Source organism: Thioalkalivibrio sp. (assembly GCF_007692535.1).
Taxonomy (GTDB): Bacteria; Pseudomonadota; Gammaproteobacteria; order Ectothiorhodospirales; family Ectothiorhodospiraceae; genus Thioalkalivibrio.
The window spans coordinates 1-22,375 of record NZ_REBW01000066.1 but is presented as its reverse complement, the minus strand read 5'-3'; the positions used below and the strand labels follow the sequence as shown (position 1 = coordinate 22,375).

22 protein-coding genes are annotated in these 22,375 nt (G+C 65.3%); 3 read left to right on the top strand and 19 right to left on the bottom strand.

From position 1 onward, the window contains the following. Positions 1–91 precede the first annotated feature (91 nt). From EA346_RS02165 to EA346_RS02155, 3 genes are all read right to left on the bottom strand, one after another. The gene (locus tag EA346_RS02165) at positions 92–1,222 is read right to left on the bottom strand and encodes a site-2 protease family protein (protein ID WP_296755071.1); all 1,131 of its coding nucleotides are present in this window, start codon (positions 1,220–1,222) and stop codon (positions 92–94) included. A gap of 154 nt (positions 1,223–1,376) precedes the next feature. Beyond that, positions 1,377–2,423 (bottom strand): class I fructose-bisphosphate aldolase, encoded by a 1,047-nt coding sequence (locus EA346_RS02160; RefSeq protein ID WP_296755069.1) that lies wholly within the window; start codon positions 2,421–2,423, stop codon positions 1,377–1,379. Positions 2,424–2,576: 153 nt separating this feature from the next. Continuing rightward, positions 2,577–4,265 carry a L,D-transpeptidase family protein gene (locus tag EA346_RS02155; RefSeq protein WP_296755067.1) on the bottom strand — a complete coding sequence of 563 codons (1,689 nt, stop codon included), beginning with the start codon at positions 4,263–4,265 and terminating at the stop codon, positions 2,577–2,579. Between the two features lie 223 nt (positions 4,266–4,488). Here EA346_RS02155 and EA346_RS02150 point away from each other — a divergent pair, with 223 nt between their 5' ends. After that, positions 4,489–5,193 carry a murein L,D-transpeptidase catalytic domain family protein gene (locus tag EA346_RS02150; RefSeq protein ID WP_296755066.1) on the top strand — a complete coding sequence of 235 codons (705 nt, stop codon included), beginning with the start codon at positions 4,489–4,491 and terminating at the stop codon, positions 5,191–5,193. Between the two features lie 119 nt (positions 5,194–5,312). Continuing rightward, entirely contained in the window at positions 5,313–5,723 is a 411-nt protein-coding gene (locus EA346_RS02145; RefSeq protein WP_296755062.1) for a glutathione S-transferase N-terminal domain-containing protein, read from the top strand. A 114-nt stretch (positions 5,724–5,837) separates the two neighbouring features. On the opposite strand, the gene EA346_RS02140 is transcribed toward EA346_RS02145, so the two are convergent. From EA346_RS02140 to EA346_RS02065, 16 genes are all read right to left on the bottom strand, one after another. Beyond that, the gene (locus EA346_RS02140) at positions 5,838–7,220 is read right to left on the bottom strand and encodes an NADH-quinone oxidoreductase subunit N (RefSeq protein ID WP_296755060.1); all 1,383 of its coding nucleotides are present in this window, start codon (positions 7,218–7,220) and stop codon (positions 5,838–5,840) included. Next, positions 7,217–8,755, bottom strand: coding sequence for an NADH-quinone oxidoreductase subunit M (locus EA346_RS02135; RefSeq protein ID WP_296755057.1), 1,539 nt, complete (start codon positions 8,753–8,755; stop codon positions 7,217–7,219). The genes EA346_RS02140 and EA346_RS02135 overlap by 4 nt, the downstream gene beginning before the upstream one ends. After that, complete coding sequence (gene nuoL / locus EA346_RS02130; RefSeq protein ID WP_296755053.1) at positions 8,748–10,628, bottom strand: NADH-quinone oxidoreductase subunit L; 1,881 nt, start codon at positions 10,626–10,628, stop codon at positions 8,748–8,750. Before nuoL ends, EA346_RS02135 begins: the two co-directional genes overlap by 8 nt. A 6-nt stretch (positions 10,629–10,634) precedes the next feature. Continuing rightward, complete coding sequence (nuoK, locus tag EA346_RS02125; RefSeq protein ID WP_296755050.1) at positions 10,635–10,937, bottom strand: NADH-quinone oxidoreductase subunit NuoK; 303 nt, start codon at positions 10,935–10,937, stop codon at positions 10,635–10,637. Beyond that, positions 10,930–11,478, bottom strand: coding sequence for an NADH-quinone oxidoreductase subunit J (locus tag EA346_RS02120; protein ID WP_296755048.1), 549 nt, complete (start codon positions 11,476–11,478; stop codon positions 10,930–10,932). Before EA346_RS02120 ends, nuoK begins: the two co-directional genes overlap by 8 nt. Beyond that, positions 11,475–12,041 (bottom strand): NADH-quinone oxidoreductase subunit I, encoded by a 567-nt coding sequence (locus tag EA346_RS02115; protein WP_296755045.1) that lies wholly within the window; start codon positions 12,039–12,041, stop codon positions 11,475–11,477. Before EA346_RS02115 ends, EA346_RS02120 begins: the two co-directional genes overlap by 4 nt. Next, positions 12,038–13,195, bottom strand: a complete 1,158-nt coding sequence (locus EA346_RS02110) for a complex I subunit 1 family protein (RefSeq protein WP_296755043.1) — start codon at positions 13,193–13,195, stop codon at positions 12,038–12,040. Before EA346_RS02110 ends, EA346_RS02115 begins: the two co-directional genes overlap by 4 nt. Continuing rightward, on the bottom strand, positions 13,192–14,637 hold the full coding sequence (locus tag EA346_RS02105; RefSeq protein WP_296755040.1) for a 2Fe-2S iron-sulfur cluster-binding protein: 1,446 nt from the start codon (positions 14,635–14,637) through the stop codon (positions 13,192–13,194). The genes EA346_RS02110 and EA346_RS02105 overlap by 4 nt, the downstream gene beginning before the upstream one ends. After that, positions 14,634–15,941 (bottom strand): NADH-quinone oxidoreductase subunit NuoF, encoded by a 1,308-nt coding sequence (gene nuoF / locus EA346_RS02100; RefSeq protein WP_296755034.1) that lies wholly within the window; start codon positions 15,939–15,941, stop codon positions 14,634–14,636. Before nuoF ends, EA346_RS02105 begins: the two co-directional genes overlap by 4 nt. Before the next feature lies 1 nt (position 15,942). Next, positions 15,943–16,407 carry an NADH-quinone oxidoreductase subunit NuoE gene (gene nuoE, locus EA346_RS02095; protein WP_296755029.1) on the bottom strand — a complete coding sequence of 155 codons (465 nt, stop codon included), beginning with the start codon at positions 16,405–16,407 and terminating at the stop codon, positions 15,943–15,945. Beyond that, positions 16,404–17,657: an NADH dehydrogenase (quinone) subunit D gene (nuoD, locus tag EA346_RS02090; protein ID WP_296755024.1), complete on the bottom strand. Its 1,254-nt coding sequence runs from the start codon at positions 17,655–17,657 to the stop codon at positions 16,404–16,406. Before nuoD ends, nuoE begins: the two co-directional genes overlap by 4 nt. A 61-nt stretch (positions 17,658–17,718) precedes the next feature. Then, a complete protein-coding gene (locus EA346_RS02085; protein ID WP_296755020.1) occupies positions 17,719–18,192 on the bottom strand; it encodes an NADH-quinone oxidoreductase subunit C in 474 nt (157 codons plus the stop codon). Between the two features lie 2 nt (positions 18,193–18,194). Continuing rightward, positions 18,195–18,689, bottom strand: coding sequence for an NADH-quinone oxidoreductase subunit B (locus EA346_RS02080; RefSeq protein ID WP_296755015.1), 495 nt, complete (start codon positions 18,687–18,689; stop codon positions 18,195–18,197). Positions 18,690–18,828: 139 nt separating this feature from the next. Beyond that, positions 18,829–19,194 carry an NADH-quinone oxidoreductase subunit A gene (locus tag EA346_RS02075; RefSeq protein WP_296755012.1) on the bottom strand — a complete coding sequence of 122 codons (366 nt, stop codon included), beginning with the start codon at positions 19,192–19,194 and terminating at the stop codon, positions 18,829–18,831. A 369-nt stretch (positions 19,195–19,563) separates the two neighbouring features. Then, positions 19,564–21,093: a cryptochrome/photolyase family protein gene (locus EA346_RS02070; protein ID WP_296755010.1), complete on the bottom strand. Its 1,530-nt coding sequence runs from the start codon at positions 21,091–21,093 to the stop codon at positions 19,564–19,566. Continuing rightward, entirely contained in the window at positions 21,090–21,251 is a 162-nt protein-coding gene (locus EA346_RS02065; RefSeq protein WP_296755007.1) for a DUF2256 domain-containing protein, read from the bottom strand. Before EA346_RS02065 ends, EA346_RS02070 begins: the two co-directional genes overlap by 4 nt. Positions 21,252–21,504: 253 nt before the next feature. Between EA346_RS02065 and EA346_RS02060 the strand changes: the two genes are divergently transcribed. Further along, positions 21,505–22,179 carry a HEAT repeat domain-containing protein gene (locus EA346_RS02060; RefSeq protein ID WP_296755005.1) on the top strand — a complete coding sequence of 225 codons (675 nt, stop codon included), beginning with the start codon at positions 21,505–21,507 and terminating at the stop codon, positions 22,177–22,179. The last annotated feature ends 196 nt before the right edge of the window (positions 22,180–22,375 follow it).

Genomic DNA, 22,375 nt, shown 5'->3' with positions numbered 1-22,375 from the left:
CGGCAAGTGCGTTGCATCCCTCTTGCTGCAGCGCGAACCCTGCTGAGTCGCATCCAGGATGCTTAGGCTCCCATGCAACACGCGCGCTGCCTCAGTCGCGTTCCAGCTCCGCCCGAAGATCGAGAAAGCGAAGCAGGTCCTTCAATACCAGGATACCGACGAGCCGCTCGCCCTTGGTCACCATCAGGCGTCCCGTCCGGGCCTGCTGCATGCGAGTCAGCGCCTCGTTGGCATCCGCATCCGCCGCCACCGTATTCTCCTCGGCAACACCCTGGCAGACGTCCTCGATGCGCGTCCGCTCCCAGTCTTCGCGCGGCACTTCCTTCGCCTCCGGTAGCCCAACAGCGCCCAGCAGCCGGTCGCCCCTGACCACCGGAAAGCGGTCGAAATTGTGATGGTAGAGATACTGGTCCACGAACTCACGCACCGAGGTCCCGGCGGGGACGGTCACCGGATCGGTGGTCATGAATCGCGATACCGTCCGGCCCTGCAGCGCCTGCTGGGTCAGCAGTTGCTGATAACCGGCGGTGGCTGCAGCATGCACGAACAGTCCGATCAGGAACCACCACATCCCCCCGACGAAGTTGCCGGCAATGAAGGCCGCGAGTCCCAGCGCCACCAGCAGCAGCCCGAAACCCTGCCCCACGCGCGAGGCCCAGCGGGTTGCAATGCGGATATTGCCCGTCCACTGCCATAGGGCGGCGCGCAGCACGCGGCCGCCATCCAGCGGGAACCCCGGAACCATGTTGAAGATCGCGAGCAACAGATTGATGAACCCGAGGTAGCGGGCCACACCGGCGACGTGTTCGGGCACACCGACCGCAACCATGAAGTGCGCCAGCAGGTAAAACGCCGCACCGAGCACCACGCTCGCAATGGGTCCCGCGATGGCCATCCAGAACTCGATCCGCGGTTCCTTGGGCTCGGCCTCCATCTCGGCAACACCGCCGAAGAGGAACAGGGTGATCCGACGCACCGGCAGTCCGTACGACCGCGCGACCACCGAGTGGGCGAGTTCATGGAACAACAGAGAGAAAAACAGGCCCAGCATCCCCACGAGGGCCATCGCCCAATAGGTATAGGGATCGAGATCCGGGTAGACGAAGGGGAAAAAACCCGCCGCCAGTGACCAGGTAACCAGCAGCGCAAGGAACAGCCAGGTGACGTTCGCCCGGATCTCGAAGCCAAGGACCCGGAACAGGATGAAGCTTTCACCGAACATGGCGCGTCCCCGTTGGCAGCGGGGCAGCACGGGTCCCGCCATCGTCCGCCATCATGCCAGTATCTCGGCCCCCCGGCACTTCTGTCGCCAGGCGACCGTCGATTCAGCCCGTCAGGTATTGCGGGCCATGCGGGATGCCGGAAGACCTCCGCCTTCAGGCGATCGTGATGTCTTTCGACAGGAACACGTCCTGGATCGCGTTCAGCAAATCGACCCCCTCGGCCATCGGCCGCTGGAAGGCCTTGCGGCCCGAGATCAGGCCCATGCCGCCCGCGCGCTTGTTGATGACGGCCGTCCGCACCGCCTGTTGCAGATCGTTCTCGCCGGACGGCCCGCCCGAGTTGATCAGACCGATCCGGCCCATGTAGCAGTTCGCCACCTGGTACCGGACCAGATCGATCGGGTGCTCCGAGGTCAGGGTGTCATAGACCCCGGGATGCGTCTTCCCGAAGCCGATGGCCTTGTAGCCGCCGTTGTTGGTGGCCTGCTTCTGCTTCACGATATCCGCGCCAATGGTCGCAGCCAGGTGGTTCCCCTGTCCGGTCAGGTCCGCGGACTCGTGATAGTCGACCCCACCCTTCTTGAAGGCATCGTTGCGCAGATACGCCCACAGCACCGTGACCATCCCCAGTTCGTGGGCGCGGGCGAAGGCCTCGCTCACTTCCTCGATCTGCCGGCGCGACGCCTCCGAACCGAAGTAGATCGTGGTCCCCACGGCGACGGCTCCCAGGTCGAAGGCCTGCTCCACCGACGCGAACAGCGTCTGGTCCGCGATCGCAGGGTAAGTCAGGAGTTCGTTGTGGTTGAGCTTGACCAGGAACGGAATCCGGTGCGCGTACCGGCGGGACACCGACCCGAGGACGCCGAGCGTCGACGCCACCGCGCTGCAGCCGCCTTCGATCGCCAGCCTGACCAGATTGTCGGGGTCGAAATAGATCGGGTTGGGCGCGAACGAGGCACCCGCCGAGTGCTCCACCCCCTGGTCCACCGGCAGAATGGAGAGATAGCCGCTGCCGGCAAGCCTTCCGGTATTGAACAGCATCTGCAGATTGCGCAGCACCACCGGCGAGCGGTCCGTAAGCGCAAAAACCCGATCCACGAAGTCCGGCCCCGGGACCTGCAGCAGATCCTTCGGAATCCCCCTGCACTCGTGCTGCAGGAGTGGCTCCACCTCGTCACCCAGCAATTCCAACACGTCCATCGCGATGACCTCCCAGTGCGCCCTCAACAACCCCGAGCATACATCCCCAACGGGGTCGGACCAAGCCAAGCCCTTGTTCTCAAATCACAAAAGCCTCAAAAATACCGCCAAAAACGGCCTTCGGGGGCCATTTTCGTGGCAAAAAACAGCACCCTAAGGCGAAACCGCCGCCAGCCGGGAACAAAGGCCCGGCGGTGACCGGGCGGCGACCGTCTGCTCGGCCAGGGCGCGCGCGACCCGCTCATCGCTACGGTAGATGTCCGGCCTGAAGCGGACATTCCCATCGGCATCGGCGTCTACCGTCCAGTAGGCGAGAAGAATGGGAACCGGCCGTGCAAGATGGAAATTCCGCGTGCGATCCTCGGCAACGAGTCTCCCGGCATGATCCGGCCCGGCGTCGCTGCCGTCCGCCATCAACAGATCCACGAGTTCCATGGGCCGCTCGACGCGCACGCAGCCGGAACTGAGGGCACGCCGGTCTGCCGCAAAGTGCCGTTGACTGGGCGTATCGTGCAGATACACGAGGAACGGATTGGGAAAGCGAATGGCCACGCGGCCAAGCGCATTATCCGGGCCCGGGTCCTGACGCAGCATGAAGCCGCTGGGATTGTCCCAGTCGATCTCCTTGGGATCTAGCCTGTTGCCGGCATAGTCGAGCACCCGAAGCCTGTTCCGCTCCAGATAGCCGATGTCCTCCCGAATACTCGGAAGCTTGTCGTTGCGCAGGATGGTGGGTGGCACGGTCCACGTCGGGTTGAAGGTCAGGTGGGTGATTTCCGAACGCAGCCGGGGCGTCGGCCGCGATGGACGCCCCACCTGGGTTCGGGCACTCCAGACCACCGTACCCGCGCGGAAATAGCTGATCTCCGCGCCCGCAATATCCACCAGCACGAGGTTGTCCTCTTTTTCGCGCGCCAGCCAACGCAGCCGTTCCAGATTGACCCGTATTTGAGCCAACCTGTCGGCAAAGGGCACATTCAACGCGGCCAGCGTCTCGGGACCGACGATCCCATCGACCTGAAGGTGATGGGCATGCTGGAAAGCCTTCACTGCCTCGAACAGCTCCGCGTCGTACACGGAGTCGTGCACGGACTCGGCAGGCATCGGCTCCGCCTGGGTCGCCGGGGAAGCGGCCAGGCGCTGGCGCAGCAACGGCACCCGGGGATCGCTCATCCCTTCACGCAGCAATGGACCCTTCGGAATCTGCGGCAAGTCGGCCGGCTGCTCCTGGGCTGCCAATCTTGCATAGGCCCTGCGCAGGTCTTGGTATTGCCGGAAATCCGGCCGGACGCGCTGGATTGCGCCCTCGGGATCATCCACCATTTTTCCCGCCAGCATGATGACCCGCAGGCGCTGGGAATCCAGCGCCGGCGCGCGGCCGGAGCGCCATATCGGATCCACCTGCGCCGGATCGAGCCGTCCCAGCGCCAGGTGCAGCAACGCGTTCAGATAGGCCCGTGTCGCCAGCAGGTCGGTGCAGGCGACCGCGTCCACACCCTGCACTTCCCCTGCCGCGCGACTGCGCAGTTCGGCAAGACCATAGAGATCCGGCTCCAGACCATCCTGTTCAAGGCCTTCGAGAGCCGAAACCAGGCGCTGCAGGCGCTCATTCCGATCCCAGGCCGGCGCGAAACCGCGGTCTGCATAAAACCAGGCCTTGGCGTCCAGGGTGCTGAAGAGCGCCGACGCAGGCTTGCCGAGCGCAACACTCCGCTCCTCCAGCGCCGACTCCAGCGCAGCTTCAATAAGCGAAGCGACCACAGGGTGGTCACGGTCGTCCGCCAGGACTGCACCTGAAGAGACGAAGGCAACCAGCAGGACGATGATCGGGAATGCCGCCACCTGAGGTTTTTCTCCCGTTGCCATAGTGTTACGATGCCTGCTTGAATTTTTGCATCTGGTACTGGGTAACAAAGTTGCACCCGAGATCAGCCGCGGTCCGCGCAGACGTCCATATCGTTGTGACCATGCACGGTGGCGGCGCGTTCAGCAAGGGATGACAACGGCACGCCTGCGCCAGCCCGACTAAGACATTCACTAGTCGGAACGAGGGGGAAGAACGCGAATGTACAAGACATTTCGCCGGCTACTGCTGGCCATGGTAACCATCGGGCTGTTTTCGTCGCCGGCACTGGCCGAACCAGCTCCCAACTCTGCGCTGCTGAAGAAACTGGCTTCGGAGGCCCCGGCCCTGCAGCAGGACGCACTGTCGATGGCGGTCGCGGCGATGACCTGCGCGGTGAACAGCGGGATGGAACCGGCCGATCGCCTGGCCGTCATCGACTTCTCCCTGCCGTCCTCGGAACCGCGCCTGTGGATCTTCGACCTGCGCGATCAAACCCTGTTGCTGGAGGATTTCGTCGCCCATGGCCAGAACTCCGGCGACAACTTCGCCACCCAGTTTTCCAACATCCGGGGCAGTCACCAGTCGAGTATCGGCCTCTTCCGCACCGAGGAGAGCTACTTCGGCCGGCACGGCTATTCCCTGCGGATGGATGGGCTGGAGCCTGGTATCAACGACAGGGCGCGCGAGCGCGCGATCGTCATCCACTCGGCAGATTACGTCGACCCTGCCTGGATCGAGCGCCAGGGCCGCATCGGCCGAAGCCAGGGATGCCCCGCTGTGCGGCCTGAAATAGCCGAGATGGTCGTGGACAGCCTGAAGGGCGGCCAATTCATGTTCAAGTATTACCCGGACCAGGAATGGCTGGCCTCCTCAGCCTACCTGAACTGCCAGCCGAGCCAGGTGGCGAGCCTCATCGGCCGCTGAACGCAGAGGATCCAGGCTCCCTCCGCAGCCTGGCCTGACGCCGGAGGCTTGCAGCGGCTGAGCAGGCCACACGCGCCGGAACTGGCTGGCCGCGCCAAGACGTGGCATTCTCTCCCGCCATGCGAATCCTGATCCGATATTTCTTCCGCGCGCTGCGCGTGGTGCTGACGCCCTTCCTGTTGCTGGGAGACAAGTTGACGACACCGAAAGGCATGGAGCGCGATCCAGCCGAGCAGGCCCGGGTCGACGCCGAAACCGAGAATCTTGCCCTCTACCAGTTCCCCGCCTGTCCGTTCTGTATCAAGGCGCGGCGGACCATCCGACGACTGGGCCTGAACATCGAGCTGCGCAATGCCCAGCCCACGGGCGACCACCGCAAGGCCCTGCAGGAAGAAGGCGGCAAACTCCAGGTTCCCTGCCTCCGCATCGCCCACCCGGACGGGCGTGTGGAGTGGATGTACGAGTCCTCGGACATCGTTCGCTACCTCGAGGATCGCTTCGGCGCGCCCGAGGCCAGCAAGGCCTCCTGACCCCAGCGAGACTGCCCCCGCGGCCGTCGTCTGTTTCAGGATCCAGGGAAGCTCGGAGCCCGCGGGTCTGGCACGCCGCCGCCATCGCCGGGCCGGATCCAGCGCGTTGCCGGCTCAGAGCCAGCCGAGGACAACCCCTGGAAAGACCCCGACCAGCAGCACCGCCGCCAGCGTCAGCAGCGCAGCCGTGGCCGCGAACCCGGTCGCCGGTTGCGTGTGGACCCGGGCGGGTTCCGGACTCATGAACATGTACTGGATCACGCGCAGGTAGAGGTAGATGCCAAGATAACTCGCGACCAGGCCGACCACGGCGACGGTGACCAGTCCCGCCTCCATCACGGTTCGGAAGATGAGGAACTTGGCGACGAAGCCCGGGAATGGCGGAATACCCGCTAGCGACAGCATCGCGACCGCGATCAGGATCGCGGCGCGCGGATCCCGGTGATAGAGCCCCTTCAGACTGTCCAGGCGGTCACGCAGCCAGTCCTCGCCTTTCGGCAGGCAGGCAAACGCCAACATATTGGTCAGGCCGTAGACGATCACGTAGAAGGTGACGGCCTCAAAGCGTCCCTCGGGCGCGCCCAGCAGCGCGAAGAACAGATACCCCGCGTGTGCGATCGAGGAATAGGCAATCAGACGACGGAAGCCCTGCTGGCGCATCGCTGCGAGATTGCCCCAGACCATGGACAGAAGCGGCAGCGCCACCAGCACCGCGAGCAGTTCCGGGCCGGCGCCCGCATCACCAAAGAGCCGGACCAGGGCAAGAATCACAGCACCCTTCACGATCGTCGCCATGTAGGCGGTCACCGGGACGCTGGCACCCTCGTAGGCGTCCGGCGCCCAGGCGTGGAAGGGCACCACCGCCGCCTTCAGCATGAATGCCGCGACCACCAGTACGACCGCGCCCCGGGCCAGGAAGTCGTCGGCGGCCAGCGCGGCACGGAAGTCCTCGACGGACAGGCCGCCGGTGGACCCCAGGGTCAGCGAAATCCCCATCAACAGCACCGCCGTGCCGACGCCGCCCAGCACCAGGTACTTCATCGCCGCCTCGGCGCTCTCCGGACGCCGGAACGCCAGCACCACCAGCGCATACAGCGGCAGCGACAGCAGTTCCAGGCCGAAGAACAGCATCAGCAGGCTGTCCGCCGAAAGCATCAGACCGGCCCCGTACAGCGAGGCGAGGAGCAGCATCGCGACGCGGCTGTCCAGGCGTTCGGCACGCGCCAGGAACAGCACCGGCACGGTCAGGACGAACAGCACGGCCTTCGCGGCGAGCGCGTCGGACCCGACCGAGAACTGGCCCGGAAATGGCGCCCCGACATAGCCGATCCGGTGCAACCAGAACGCGGCTCCGGCGGCTGCAAGCACCGTGACCAGGGCCGGAAGGAACGGATCGCGCGGCCGGTCCGAGACCAGGTCGATCACGAGAATCGCCAGGATCCCGAGCAGCAGCAGGTGCTCGGGCAATGCGGCGACGAACAGGCCTTCCGGAGTCATCGCTCAACCTCCCCGTCGCGCGCAGCAAGAATCCGTTCCTGGTACTCCATCGCTGCCTGCTCGGTCTTCTGCAGGAAGTCGTTCGGGAACAGGCCGATGTAGAACACTGCCAGCACCAGCACACCCAGGATGCCCATCTCCCGCAGGCTGAGGTCGCGCAGGCCGGCCACCGGCGCCCGTGCCTCCCCGAACAGCAGGCGGCGCGCGAGCCGCAGCATGTAGAGCGCACCGAGCACGATGCCCAGCACCGCCAGCGAGGCCAGCACCAGCGGGTAGCTGACGCCCTGCTCGAACTGCGGCCAGGCCGAGTGGAAGGCCCCCAGCAGCACCAGGAACTCGCCCGTGAACCCGCTGGTGGTCGGCAGGCCGATCGCGGCCAGGGTCAGGATCATGAAGAAGACCGAGTACGCCGGCAGCAGCTTGGCGAGGCCACCGTAATCCGCGAGGTCGCGGCTGTGGCAGCGCTCGTAGATCATGCCCACCATCAGGAACAGCCCGCCCGCGACCAGGCCATGGCTGACCATCTGGATGATCGCACCCTGCACGCCGAGCAGGTTGTAGGTGACCAGCCCCAGCATCACGTAGCCCAGGTGACTGACCGACGAGTAGGCGATGATCTTCTTGATGTCGTCCTGCACCAGCGCGAGGCCGGCGCCATAGATGATACTGATCACCGCCAGGGTCATGATCAGCGGGGTCGCCAGCAGCGCCGCATCGGGAAACAGCGGAAAGCCGAGTTTCAGGAAGCCGTAGGTGCCCATCTTCAGCAGCACGCCCGCCAGGATCACCGAACCCGCGGTCGGGGCCTCGACGTGCGCGTCCGGGAGCCAGGTGTGCAGCGGGACCATCGGCACCTTGATCGCGAAGGACAGCGCGAACGCGGCCAGCAGCAGCGTCTGCACCTGTACACCGAGACCAAGCTCATAGAGGTCCGCGAAGGCAAACGAGGGCGTACCGTCGGCGCTCAGCACGGTATGGGCGAGATAGATGATCGCGGCCAGCATCAGGATGCTGCCAAAGGCCGTGTACAGGAAGAACTTCAGCGTCGCGTAGATGCGGCGCTCGCCCCCCCAGATGCCGATCATCAGGAACATCGGGATCAGCATCGCCTCCCAGAACACGTAGAACAGGAACAGGTCCTGGGCCAGGAAGGTGCCGAGCATGGTGAACTGGATGAACATCACCATGCCGTGGAACAGCTTCACGTCCTTGGTGATCGAGGTGAAGGCACCGGCGACGACAATCGGCCCGAGGAAGGCCGTGAGCAGCACCAGCAACAGGTTCAGCCCGTCCAGGGCGATGTGGTAGTGCACGCCCCAGGCGGGAATCCAGGGCAGCCTGGTCTCGAACTGCAGTCCCGGCACGCCCGCCTGGAAGCGGAGGTACAGCCAGGCGGCCAGCGCCAGCTGCGCCAGCAGCACCACCATGGCCAGGCCGCGCACCAGATCCGCCCGGCGCTCGGGCAACGCCAGCAGCAGGACCCCACCAATCACCGGCAGGAACAGCAGAAGATTCAGCGCGAGGGCCTCAGACATATCGCCACATCCAGATCAGCACCGCCACAAGCCCGAGCAGGGTCATCCATGCATACCAGTGGAGGCTGCCGGTCTGTACCCGCGCCAGGACTTCCGCGCCGCGCCGCGCCAGCGCCGCGAGGCCGTGCAGCGAGCCGTCGAGCAGAATCCGGTCCCCCAGTCGCAGGAAGACCCGGTCGGAAATCCAGAGCCAGGGCCGCTGCAGGAGACGCTCGTAGATCTCGTCGACGTAATACTTGCCGGCCAGCACGCGGTAGAGCCGCGCAAACCGGCGCTCGATCGCCTCCGCGCGCCGGCCACCATTCCCGTACAGAACGCCGGCAGCAACCAGACCCGCGACCGCGACGAGCACGGCGAATACGATCAGCGCCCAGTGCAGGATGGGCCAATCGAAACGCAGATCCGGGGCGGGCAGCAGCGGCGCCAGATACTGCGGCAGCGCAAACCAGCCGGCGATCACCGAGAACACCGCAAGGACCACCAGCACGGATGTCATCGGCCACGGCGATTCGTGCACGTGTTCCGCCACCTCGGGGGCCATGCGCGAGCGCCCGAGGAAGACCAGCCAGTACAGCCGGAACATGTACAGGGCCGTCAGGAAGGCAGTCACGGAACCCAGCAGCCAGAGCCAGAACGCTCCACCCTGCCCGCTCGCCAGCGCAAACCAGAGGATCTCGTCCTTGGAAAAGAATCCGGCCAGCGGCGGCAGCCCCGCAATCGCGGCGGTCGCGACCAGGAAGGTCCCGGAGGTCCAGGGAATGCGGCGCGAGAGCCCACCCATGCGGCGGATATCCTGCTCTCCGTTGAGGGCGTGGATCACGCTGCCGGCACCCAGGAACAGCGCCGCCTTGAAGAAGGCGTGGGTGAACAGGTGGAAGACGGCGACCGCGTAGGCGCCCACGCCCAGGGCGAGGAACATGAAGCCGAGCTGGGAGATGGTCGAGTACGCCAGCACCTTCTTGATGTCGGTCTGCACCAGCGCAATGGTCGCCGCCAGGAACGCCGTCAGGAGTCCGATGACCGCGATCAGCGTAGAGGCAGCCGGTGCCTCCAGGTACACGCCCGACATGCGCGCGACCAGGTAGACCCCGGCGGTGACCATGGTCGCGGCATGGATCAGCGCCGAGACCGGCGTCGGACCCGCCATCGCATCCGGCAGCCAGACGTGCAGCGGGATCTGCGCGGACTTGCCGGTGGCGCCGATGAACAGCAGGATGCCGGCAGCCGTGGCAATGCCCACGGGAATCAACCCGCCGGCAAAGGCCTCGTTGATCTGGTCCATCTCCAGCGTGCCGACGGCGGTGAAGATCAGGAACATCCCGAGCAGGAAGCCGGCGTCGCCGACGCGGTTGGTGATGAAGGCCTTGCGCCCGGCGCGGGCCTTGTCGACGTCCTGGAACCAGAAGCCGATCAGCAGGTAGGAGGCAAGCCCGACGCCCTCCCAGCCGACGAACAGCACCAGCAGGGAGCGCCCCAGCACCAGCAGCAGCATGAAGAACAGGAACAGATTCAGGTAGGCGAAGTAACGCGCGTAGCTCTCGTCGCCCTTCATGTAGCCGATCGAGTAGATGTGGATCAGCGCACCGACCCCGGTGACGATCAGCGCCATCACGGCACTCAGGCGATCGAGGTAGAAGGACACCTCGAAGACATGTTCGCCGACCAGCGCCCAGGTGAAGACGGTCTCGATCAGCGGCTCACCGCCCCCGGCCTCGAGGATCCGCCAGGCCCAGACGGCCACGCCGAAGGCGGCCAGCGGCAGGCCCACGCCGACGACGTTCACGAAGACCGGCCCCAGGCGGCGGCCGAGCAGCCCGTTCACGAGAAAGCCGGCGAGCGGCAGCAGAACGAGCAGCGTCAGGAGTCCGTTCATCGCCCGTTATCCTTTCAGGCCGGCGTAGGCGCCGGGATCCAGCGTGCGTCCGGTGCGCACCAGCAGCAGCAGGATTGGCACCGCGATTGCGATCTCGGCGGCGGCGACCACGAAGACCAGGAACACGAGCACCGCGCCGGCCTCCGCTCCGAGCATCTGGGTAAAGACCACGAGGCTTAGGATCACGCCGTTGAGCATCAACTCCAGGAACATCAGCATCACCAGCAGATTGCGCCGGACGATGACGCCGACCAGCCCGAGGGCGAACAACATGCCCGACAGTGCCAGCAGAAAGGTGGTGTCATCCATGGTCATCCCCCCTTTCGGCCCGGACCGCGGCCACGTCCTGCCCCCGACGACGGATGTCGATCACCGCGCTGGCCGCGATTTCCGCCACCAGGAGCAGAACCGCGGTCAGCGCGAAGTACACCCAGAACTGCTCCATGAAGACGATGGCGAAGGTGCTGACACTGAAGGCATCCGGCGGCACGTCCACGGCCGGGAAAGGCTGGCCGCGCAACAGGCCGTCGATCAGCACCCCCAGGAGCAGCAGGAGACCCGCCAGACCGGCCACCAGCAAGGGCGAAAAGCGCTCGGTGAACGAGCGATCGCGCACGTCCAGCAGCATGATCGCGTAGATCATGAACACCATCACCGCGCCGACGTAGACCAGGACCTGGAATACCGCGATCACGTGCATGCCGAGTTGGGCGTAGATTGCGGCCAGCGAAACCATGGTGCCGATCAGTGCGAGCGCCACGCGCATCGGATGGCGCAGGAAGAACATGGCCACCGCGCCGGTCAGCGAACCCAGGGCGAACACCATCAGGAAGACGGTCTCGATGGTCACTTAGGACCCTCCTTCGGCGGGTAGGGCTTGGCCGGATCGCGGGCCGGCTGCCAGGTCAGCAGTTCCTCCCGACCCAGCCACATGCCGTGATCGCGGTCGGGCACCGGCAGCCCGGGCACCTGCCGGACCATGCGGATCGCGTCCTCGGGGCAGACCTCCACGCAGAAGCCGCAGAAGATGCAGCGCGAGTAGTCGATCTCGAAGCGCTTCGGGTATTTCGGGTGCGCCGGGTCGTCGGGGTCGAAACCGGCCTCGATCTCGATCACTCGGGCCGGGCACACGGTCGCGCAGAGATTGCAGGCGATGCACTGCGGGCGTCCGTCGGGGCGCTGGGTGAGCACGTGCTTGCCGCGGTTGTGCGCGGCGTAGTCCGCGCGGATCTCCTCGGGATAGTAGGCGGTCAGCGCGCCCTTGCCACCGGTGATCCAGCGCTTCATGTTGCGCAGGAAGACGCCGCCGGTGATCGAAAACCCGCGCAGCACCTCGAACAGGTAGAAACGCTCCCACCAACCGAGGGTCGGCTCGTTCCAGTATTTGCGGCGCCGATCGATGACCTTCTTCATGCGCCGATCCCCTGGATCGCCCACACGGCGACGGCAGTGATGGCGAGGTTGATCAAGGCCAGCGGGAGCAGGAAGCGCCAGGCGAAGCTGAGCAGCTGATCGTAGCGGAAGCGTGGCAAGGACCAGCGCACCAGGATCAGGAAGCCGCACATCAGGAAGACCTTCACCCAGAACACGGTGATCTGCAGCAGCACCACCAGCACGTGCGGCAGCGCGATCTCGAAGCCGCCGGGCAGCAGGAAGCCGGCGTCGGTCATGTACGGCAGGTTGTAACCGCCGAGGAACAGCGTGGTGAACAGGGCGGCGATGATCGCGATGTGGATGAATTCGGCGAACATGAACAGGCCCATCTTCATCGCGCTGTATTCGGTGAAGTAGCCGGCAATCAATTCCGATTCCGCCTCGGGCAGGTCGAAGGGAATGCGCTGGTTCTCGGCCTGCGCCGCGACCAGGAACAGGATCGCTGCGAAGGGCTGCAGGAAGATGCCCCAGGCAGGGATGAAGCCGAACAGGACGCCGGACTGCTGCTCGACGATGCTGACCAGGTTCACCGTCCCGTAGATCAGGATCAGGCCGACAATCGTCAGGCCGATCACCAGCTCGTAGGAGATCATCTGCGAGCCCGCACGCACCGCGCCGAGGAGTGAGAACTTGTTGTTCGACGACCAGCCGGCCAGCATCGCACCGATCACCGCGATGCCGCCGAGCGCGAACACGATCAGCAGACCCGCGTCCAGTGGCGCCACCTGCATCGCGTAACTCCGGTCCCCGAACCACTCCGAGGTTCCCTCGAACCAGCCGAAGAACGTGCCCGGCACCAGCTCCCCGCCGAAGGGGATCACGGCGAAGACCGCCATCACCGGGACGAAGGCGAACCAGGGCGCGACCGCGTAGGCCATGCGGTCGTAGGAGTTCGGCCGCCAGTCCTCCTTCAGCAGCATCTTCAGCCCATCAGCGAGACCGTGGAAAAGTCCCCACCAGATCAGCTTCACTTGGGTGAAGGGGATGCGCAGGTAGGCACGGTTGGCGCCGATGCGATCGGACATGATCGCCGCCTGCTTGCGCTCCACCCAGGTCAGAACCAGCCCGACGGTCATCAGCATCAGCACGGCATAGACGATGAAGACGCCGTGCACGACCAGATCCTGCATCATGCGGCACCCCCGCCCGACGCGGACCCGCCCGGCGCGGAGAGCAGCGGAAACAGCGTTTCGGCGTCGATCACACCGTCCCGATGCGGCTGACAGGCTTCAAAGGGGCTGACCACCCCTTCGAAGTTGGTGTAATGACCGCGCCGCTCGGTCTGGATGCTGATCGGGATAAAGACATCGGCATGCCCGTTCTCCGGCAACAGCCACGAACCCAGGAACAGGATCTTCACGCCACGCGGCAGCGTCCCGAAATCGACCCCCTCGCCCCAGACCAGGACCAGCTCCGTGTCATCCGGAATCTCGGCGGCGGCCGTCCCGAACAGATCCTGGGCGGCCCGGGTATTCGGATTCTTGTCGGCCCGGATCAGCAGGTCGTCCTCCACCACCTCGCCCTCCAGGGGCAGATGGTCGGGCTTCACGAAGCTGGTGAAATAATCACCGAGCGAGTTGCGGAAGGCCCGCAACTCCTCGTTCGAGCCCCAGCTCGAAACCAGCGCCACGCGCTTGCCCGCCTGGTCGAGCAGGCCCCGTGCGGTCTCGATCGCCTGCATCAGGGACACCGGCGCCCCCTTTTGCAGCGCCTGCGTGGCCCTTGGGCGGTCCAGCAATTCGGGGAGGTCGCGACCCTTGTTGCAGATCCACGGCCCGTTGACGCGGGGATTTTCCAGCGCCGTGACGCGATGGACGCGGGTATTATGCCGCTCGTCCAGCCCGCTGAGACGCCACTCCGCTTTGCGGTGCCAGAATTGCACCGTGCAGCCGCGGGCGCAGCCCGGGCACACGGAGGGTGTCGGCTCCAGGTACCAGACCCGCGCCTGATACAGGAACGAGCGCGACAGCAGCGCCCCGACCGGGCAAATGTCGATCACGTTGTCGGAATAGGGATCGTCATCCAGCGAGCGCCCCTCGGCCGGCCGCACCAGCATGCTGTCGCCCCGGTTTTCCAGCCCGAGCACGTTGGATTTCGAGATCTCGCGGGTGAAGCGTACGCAGCGCGAACAGAGGATGCAGCGCTCGTTGTCGAGAATGATCCGCTCGGACAGCGGGAAGAACTTGGTCGAATGCAGCTTCGCATCGCCCGAAATGGCCGTCTCGCCGTTGTACTCGTAGTGATAGTCCTGCAGCGAGCACTCGCCCGCCTTGTCGCAGATACCGCAATCCACCGGGTGGTTCAGCAGGATGAACTGCAGCATCGCCTTGCGCTGCGCGCGCACCGGTTCGGAATCGGTGAGGACGCGCATGCCGTCGCTGATCGGCATGTTGCAGGCGATCCCGACCCCGCGGCCCTCGTGCTCGACCACGCAGACCCGACAGTTGCCGACGACCGACAACTCCGGATGCCAGCAGAAATGCGGGATGTGGAACCCGTTCGCCAGTGCGACCTGGAGCACGGTCGTGTGATCCCCCGTCTCCACCGACTGCCCGTTGATGAAGATCGCGGTCATTCCAGGTTCCCCGCGAACTTGGAGCGCTTGTTCTCGATGAAGTAGTCGAACTCGTCGCGGAAGTTGTCCAGCATCGCGGTGGCCGCGTAGCCCGCAGCATCACCGAGACCGCAGATGGTCGTGCCGTCGTTGAAGCCGGCGATGTAGTTCAGTCGCTCGAGGTCCTCGGCCCGCCCGTCGCCGGCCACGATGCGATCGATGATCCGGTGCATCCAGCCGGTGCCCTCGCGGCAGGGCGTGCACTGGCCGCAGGACTCGTGGTGGTAGAAGCGCAGCATGATCTGCAGGAGCCGGACCATGCAGGTGCCCTCGGCGATCACGATCATCCCGCCCGAGCCCAGCGACGAACCCGCCGAGCGCAGCTTCTCGTGATCCAGCGTCAAGCCCTCGACCTCGCCGGCGGTCAGGACCTTCGCGTCCTTGCCGGTCAGCACCTGCGACGAGATCCCGCCGGGGATCACCGCCTTCAGTGGCCGGCCGTCGAGCACGCCGCCGCAGTCCTCGTGCAGGAATTTCGCCCAGGAATACCCGAGTTCCACCTCGTAGACGCCGGGACGCGCAATGTGCCCGGAGATCGAGATCAGCCGGGTCCCCGGGCTCTTCTCGGTGCCAACCTCCCGGAAGGCACTGGCGCCGTTGCGGATGATCCAGGCAATGGTCGCCAGGGTCTCGACGTTGTTCACCACGGTCGGCGCCTGGTAGAGGCCGCGAACGGTCATGCGCGGGGGCCGGTTGCGCGGGAAGGCCCGCGTACCCTCGATGGAACCGAGCAGCGACGAGGCCTCGCCGCAGACGTAGGCCCCGGCGCCGCGGAATACGAAGAGATCGCAGGAAAAATCGCTGCCCAGGATGTTCTCGCCGAAGTAGCCCGCGGCATAGGCCTCCTCCACCGCGGCATCCAGGCGCCGCCAGGGCAGGTCGTATTCGCCGCGGATGTACACGAAGCAGTGCCGCACACCCAGCGCGTAGCAGCTGAGGAGCATGGACTCGAGCAGGGTGTGCGGGGTGTACTCCAGCACCCAGCGGTCCTTGAAGGTACCGGGTTCGCCTTCGTCGGCATTGGCGATCAGGTAATGCGGCTGGCCGTCGTCGGGATCGATCCCCTGCCATTTGCGCCCGGCCGGGAAAGCCGCCCCGCCCCGCCCCTGCAGGCCCGAATCGACGATCTCCTGCGTCACCTCGCGGGGCTTCATGGTACGCAAGGCCTTTTCCAGCGCCTCGTACCCGCCGCGCGCACGGTAGTCGTCCAGCGAGTGCGAGGTCGGCGTGACCTCGAAGTCCATCAATACCTTGCGCCCGGTCATCTCAGTCCAGCCTCTCGAGCAGGGCGTCCAGATCCGCGGCGCTCAGGTTTTCGTGATAGGCCTCGTTCACCATCACCACCGGCGCAGTGCCGCAGGATCCGAGGCACTCGACGGTTGAAAGGGTGAAGCGGCCATCCGCGGTGGTCTCGCCCGGCTGGACGCCCAGTTTTCCGATGAGCTCATCGATCAGGCGCTCGGCGCCGCGCATCGAGCAGGACACGTTACGGCAGACCTGGAGGTGCCAGCGCCCGATCGGCTTGCGCCGGAGCATGCCGTAGAACGACAGGACTTCCTCGATCTGGATGCGCGGAATGCCCAGGTACTCGACCAGCCCGTCGATGTCGCTGTTATCGATGAAACCGCGGTCCTCCTGGATACGGCGCAGGCAGGGGACCAGCAGCGTCGCATCGTGACCCGGCGGCAGCCGGGTCTTCATGCGCTCGAATTCAGGGATCAGGTGCTTCACCGGTCGCACTCCCCACCGATCATGTTCACGGTGCCGAAGGTGGATACGATGTCCGCGAGCTGGTAGCCCTCCAGCAACCGGTGCAGCCCGCCCATGTGCACGAAGCTGGGTGCGCGCGCGTGCACCCGGTAGGGCGTCCCGCTGCCGTCACTGACCAGGAAGAAGCCCAATTCGCCGTTGGCTGCCTCGTGGGCGCGGTAGACCTCGCCGGCGGGCACCTGGGGCCCGTCGATCACCAGTTTGAAGTGGTTGATCAGCGACTCGATCTCGGAATAGACGAGACTTTTCTCCGGGAAGGTGCAACGGCGGTCGTCGACGTTGATGGGACCGTCGGGTAGCATTTCGATCAGCTGCCGGATCATGTACACCGACTCGTCCATCTCGCGCATGCGCACGAAGTACCGGTCGTAGTTGTCGCCCTTGATGCCCACCGGCACCTCGAAATCGAGCTCGTCGTAGGCGAGGTACGGCGTGTCCTTGCGCAGGTCCCGGGCAACGCCGGTGGAGCGCAGGATCGGGCCGGTGAAGCCCCAGTGGATGGCCTCTTCGGTCGTCAGCACTCCGACATCCCGGGTCCGGTCGATGAAGATGCGGTTGCGGTCCAGCAGTCCGTGGATGCGACCGACGTAGACCTCGTACTCGTCGAGGATCTCCTCCAGACGCTTGATCCAGCCCTCGGGAAGGTCGTTCGCCAGCCCGCCGATGCGCCCGTAGCTATAGGTGACGCGTGCGCCGGTCAGATCGGCAAGGTGCTCGTAGATGTAGTCGCGGATGGTCATCAGGTAGAGGAAAGCCGTCATCGCCCCCATCTCCATCACCGAGGCCGCGATGCAGGTGATGTGGTCGGCAATGCGCGAATATTCGGCGAGCAGGGTGCGCAGGTAGCGGGTGCGCGGCGTGATCTCCACCCCCATCAGGGTCTCGACCGCATCGCAGTAGGCGAAGTTGTTCATCAGGGCCGAGCAATAGTTCAGGCGGTCCACGAAGGGGATCAGTGTGTGCCAGGTGTGTGCCTCGCACTCCTTCTCGAAGCCACGGTGCAGGTAGCCGCAGTGGACGTCGGCGCGCACCACCCGCTCGCCGCTGAGTTCGGCGATGATCTGCAGCGTACCGTGGGTCGCGGGGTGCGACGGCCCGATGCTGACGATCACGCCATCCTCGGTGGAGGGGCGATCAAAGGCCGGGCGCACGGGATTGCGCAGCGTCTCCTCCACCGGCGGCAGGCCGGTGCCTTGGTTTGCGCCAGGCATGGTCATGACCCAGGCACGCCCGCTTCGATACCGCCGGCCCTCGTTCGTTCGCTCACATCGTTCATTCGCGGTACCTGACCAGCGGCTGTTCGAGCTCCTTGGGGTAATCCTTGCGCAGCGGGTGACCCTCGAAGCCCTCGTAGAGAAGGATGGGACGCAGATCCGCGTTGCCGCGGAAAGCGATGCCGAACATGTCGTGGCACTCGCGCTCCATGAAATGCGCGGAGCCATAGTGGTCCACCAGCGAATCCACCACCGGGTCGGCCTCGGTCACGGCCATCTTCAGACGCACCCGCACGTGATCGTGCGTGGAGTAGAAGTGATGGACCACGTCGAAGCGGGGCTCGCGTTTCGGCCAGTCCACCGCGGTCACGTCCAGGAACATGTCAAACCCGAACTCGTCCTTCAGCAGCTTCACGGTATCGAGCAGCGCCTCGCGCGGCAGCTGCACGGCGAGCAGACCGTGCGCGAAGACAGGCTCGCGGCCGTCTCCGTCAAGCCGTTCCCGCAGTCGTTCGAGAAGCCCCTGGCTCATGTTCAGAACTTTTCGTTGACGATGGGGTGGCTGGCGTTGGCGATCTTGTCCTGCAGCTGCATGATCCCGTCGATCACCGACTCCGGACGGGGTGGGCAGCCGGGGATGTAGACGTCCACCGGAATGATCTTGTCGATGCCCTGCAGCGCCGCGTAGTTTCGGTAGAACCCCCCGCTGGACGCGCAGACGCCGAAGGCCATCACCCATTTCGGTTCGCACATCTGTTCGTAGACCTTCTTCAGGATCGGTGCCTGCTTGTGCGTGATGGTGCCGACCACCATCAGCAGATCGGACTGGCGCGGGGAAAAGCGCGGCAGCGCGGCGCCGAAGCGGTCGGTGTCGTACATGGTCGAACTCACCGACATGAATTCCATCGCGCAACAGGCGGTGACGAACGGATAGGGAAAGATCGAGAACTTGCGCGCCCATCCGACCAGCTCGTCCTTCCGGGTGGTCAGGTACTCGAAGGCGCCCGATTTTTCGTTGACCTCGTTCATCGTCTCGCCACCTGTGATGCGTAGGGCGGAACTGGCCGAAGGCCTGCCTCCACCGTGCCGGTGGCCAGGAACCCCAGGGAGGCGGACATGTCCCTCCAGCGGATGACACTGCGGCACTCCGCCTTACGAAGGCTTTTCTTCATGTGCGAACGTCCTCCAGCAAACCGGACTTCCAGACATACAGCACCAGCAGCACCAGCAGCAGCAGGAAGAAGCCGAACACCAGCAGTAGGGTCCCGGTGAGCGGTTGGGCACCGAGAGCCCACAGGAACAGGAACACCGTCTCCAGTTCGAACAGGATGAACACCACGGCAATACCGTAATACTTCACCGGCACGGCCTTCACGTTCATCCGGTCCACCGGCTCGGCACCGCACTCGAACGGATCCAGCTTCATCGCCGACGCCACGGGCTTCGGCCCCAGCATACGGTTCATCAGCAGCGTTACCGCCACGAAGCCGAGAATGGCCAGCAGGTAGAGCAGGAAAATGGCGTAAGGATTCACGACGAACGATAGGCCCCCTTTCCTGTGTGGATCCACCCCGGAACCGCCCCAACGGACCCGAAATGGAGCGCGCCAGTGAGCCTGGCCCGCAGATCAGGCAAGTAGCATAGGGGAATAACCCGCCATGATCCACCGCCCCGGAGATTCTCGCCCCCTCATTCCCCGGTGCCTGGTAAAGACACTACCAAACCGGCCCAGTAGCCCAGTAGGTCGGGTTAGCGTAGCGTAACCCGACGTGCCGGGGCGCCGGGGACAACGCTGCCCCGCAGCCATGGGTGGGTTCGAGACCCGTCGGGTTACGCCCTTTGGGCTAACCCGACCTACGGTTTGCGGCTTTTCATCGCCAGGGGTGGCGCAGGGACATGACCGTCAACTCGGATCCAAACCCGCCAGGAACTCCCGCGACTGGCGGGCGATTTCGTCGCGCCGCTCCACGGTCATGCGGGCCAACGTGCGGTAAGGCATGGCCATCCGCGGATTTCCGGCGAGCCGCCGCTGGTTTTCCATCAGAAAATGCCAGTACAGGTAATTGAACGGACAGGCATCCGCACCAAGCTTGATCTTCGGGCGATAGATGCAGTGGCCGCAATAATCCGACATGCGATCGATGTAGGCCCCGGAGGCCGCGTAGGGCTTCGAGCCCAGCAGACCCCCATCGGCGTGCAGGGCCATCCCGTGGGTGTTTGGCAATTCCACCCACTCGAAGGCGTCGGCATAGACGATCAGGTACCAGGCCTCGACCTCCGCCGGTGCAATGCCTGCCAGCAGCGCGAAGTTGCCGGTGATCATCAACCGCTGGATGTGATGGGCATAGGCGTTCCGCCGCGTGCCCTCGATGGCCTCACGCAGACAGCGCAGCTCAGTCTCGCCCGTCCAGTAGAAGGCCGGCAATGGTCGGCTCGCCTCGAGAAAATTCGTGGCCGCATAGCCGGGCATCCGAAGCCAGTAGAGGCCGCGCACGTACTCCCGCCAACCGAGAATCTGGCGCACGAATCCCTCGACTGCCGGCAGCGGCGCCTCGCCCTGAGCCCAGGCCGACAGCGCCGCCTCGCACACCTCGCGGGGACTCAGCAGGCCGATGTTGATGCACGGCGACAGGAGCGCGTGGAAGAGAAAATCCTCGCCACGCTGCATCGCGTCCTGGTAGTCGCCGAAGCGCGGAAGGGCGACCGCGATGAATTCGGCCAGCGCCTCCAGCGCATCGCTCCGGGTCACCGCCCACCCGAAACTATCCAGTTCTCCGAAATGGTCGCCGAAGCGCTGTGCCACCAGCGCCATCACCTCCCGCGTGATCGCATCCGGCGGGAACCGAAGCCGGGACGGCGGCACAACATCGCGAGGGAGCGCCTTGCGGTTCTCCGGGTCGAAGTTCCAGCGCCCGCCCTCGGGTTCGCCCTCCCGCATCAGCCAACCTGTCTCGCGGCGCATCTCCCGGTAAAAGAACTCCATGCGCAGGGCCTTTCGGCCCTTAGCCCACGCCTCGAACCGCCGGTGCGAGCAGAGGAAGCGATCGTCTTCGCGAATCTCGATCGACGTGCCGAAAGCATGGCTCCAGCTCCGCATCCTCTCGAAAACCCGCCACTCACCGGGCTCCGTCACCACCACCCGGTCGACGGCGTGTCGCAAGAGCGCGCGGCCGAGCTCGCCGGTAAACGAACCCGTGTTGGCGGGATCGTCGAGGCGAACGTAGTCGACCGCAACGCCCTCGGCCCGCAGCTCGTCGGCAAAATGGCGCATCGCCGAAAGTACCAGCGCGATCTTCTGCTGATGATGCCGTACGTAGGTGGCCTCCTCCTGGACCTCGACCAGAAGCACGACATCACGCTCGACATCAAGACCGGCCAGTGCACTCAGCCCCCGGGACAACTGATCACCCAGGACGAACCGCAGGGTCCTCATGGCCCGGAACCCTGTCCCCGAAACCGCCTCACGGCGTGACGGCAGCGGTCGGAACAGTAACGGACCTCATCCCAGCAGTCGCGCCATTTCCGGCGCCAGGAAAACGGCCGGCCGCAGGCAGCACAGACCTTCATCGGCAGATCGGACCTCCGGCGCATTCCCGGCATATCGAGCACCTCCCCTGCGATCGTCGGATTCCCCAAGACAGCGAGGCCCAGGGCATCCCCATTCTACCTTTCCCCGGCGCGCTCCCTCCTCCCGGGACCGTGGCTCTACGGAACAAGAAGAATTCCCACACAGCGGCTATGCTCCGCCACTGGACCCGCCAGGAAGCCGCTGCATCCATTCGTTTCCGGGCATGGTCGATCCGCAAGATCACATGGCGCCGCGAAAACGGGCCGGGAGCCGAAGATGAGCCAGACAACCGAAACCACCGGTGCCGCGGTCGAGGCCCTCCTGCTGGTCGCGCCCGGCTGCCCGCACTGCGCCGGGGTGCTGGAGGGACTTGGCAGCCTGATCAAGGAGGGTGCCCTGGGGCGGCTCGAGGTGGTGAATATCGCAGTCCAGCCCGCGTTGGCCCGGGAACTCGGCGTGCGCGCGGTCCCATGGATGCGGATCGGCCCGTTCGAATTGTCTGGCCTGCACACTGTGGCCGAGTTACGGCACTGGGCCGATCTGGCCGGTCGGGAAGACGGAATGACCTACTATCTGTCCGATCTCCTCGCCACGGGACGGCGGGCGCAGGTGGCCGACCGCGTGCAACAGGACCCCGCGCTACTGCCCCGCCTCGTGGACCTCCTCGGTGACCCCGAAAGCGGCCTGAGCGTACGCATCGGGGTGATGGCGACCCTGGAGGAGTTGCAGGAGACCGGTGGTCTGCTCGTGGGACTGGCCGACAGCCTGGCCCCGCTGACACGGCACCAGGAGCCGCGCATCCGCGCCGACGCCTGCCATGCGCTCTCGCTGACCGGCGCACCCGGCATCCTGCACCTGATCAGGCCCTGCCTCGACGATCCGGATCCGGAGGTTCGGGAGACGGCTACCGACGCCATCGAGACCGTCGAGCAGGCAGCCCCAAAGCCATGAAACCCAGAGGAAACGACCGAAATCCAGCCCCGCGGACAGGCCCGAAAACGGCCCACTAAGACCGTCCAGCGAGCATCCGGAGAATGCCGCGTGATCCCGCGAGTCCCGGGGACGACGCTATTTTGCGCCCATGGGTGGGGTGCGAGGCCCGTCGGGTTACGCCCTTTGGGCTAACCCGACCTACAGTTTGCGGCTT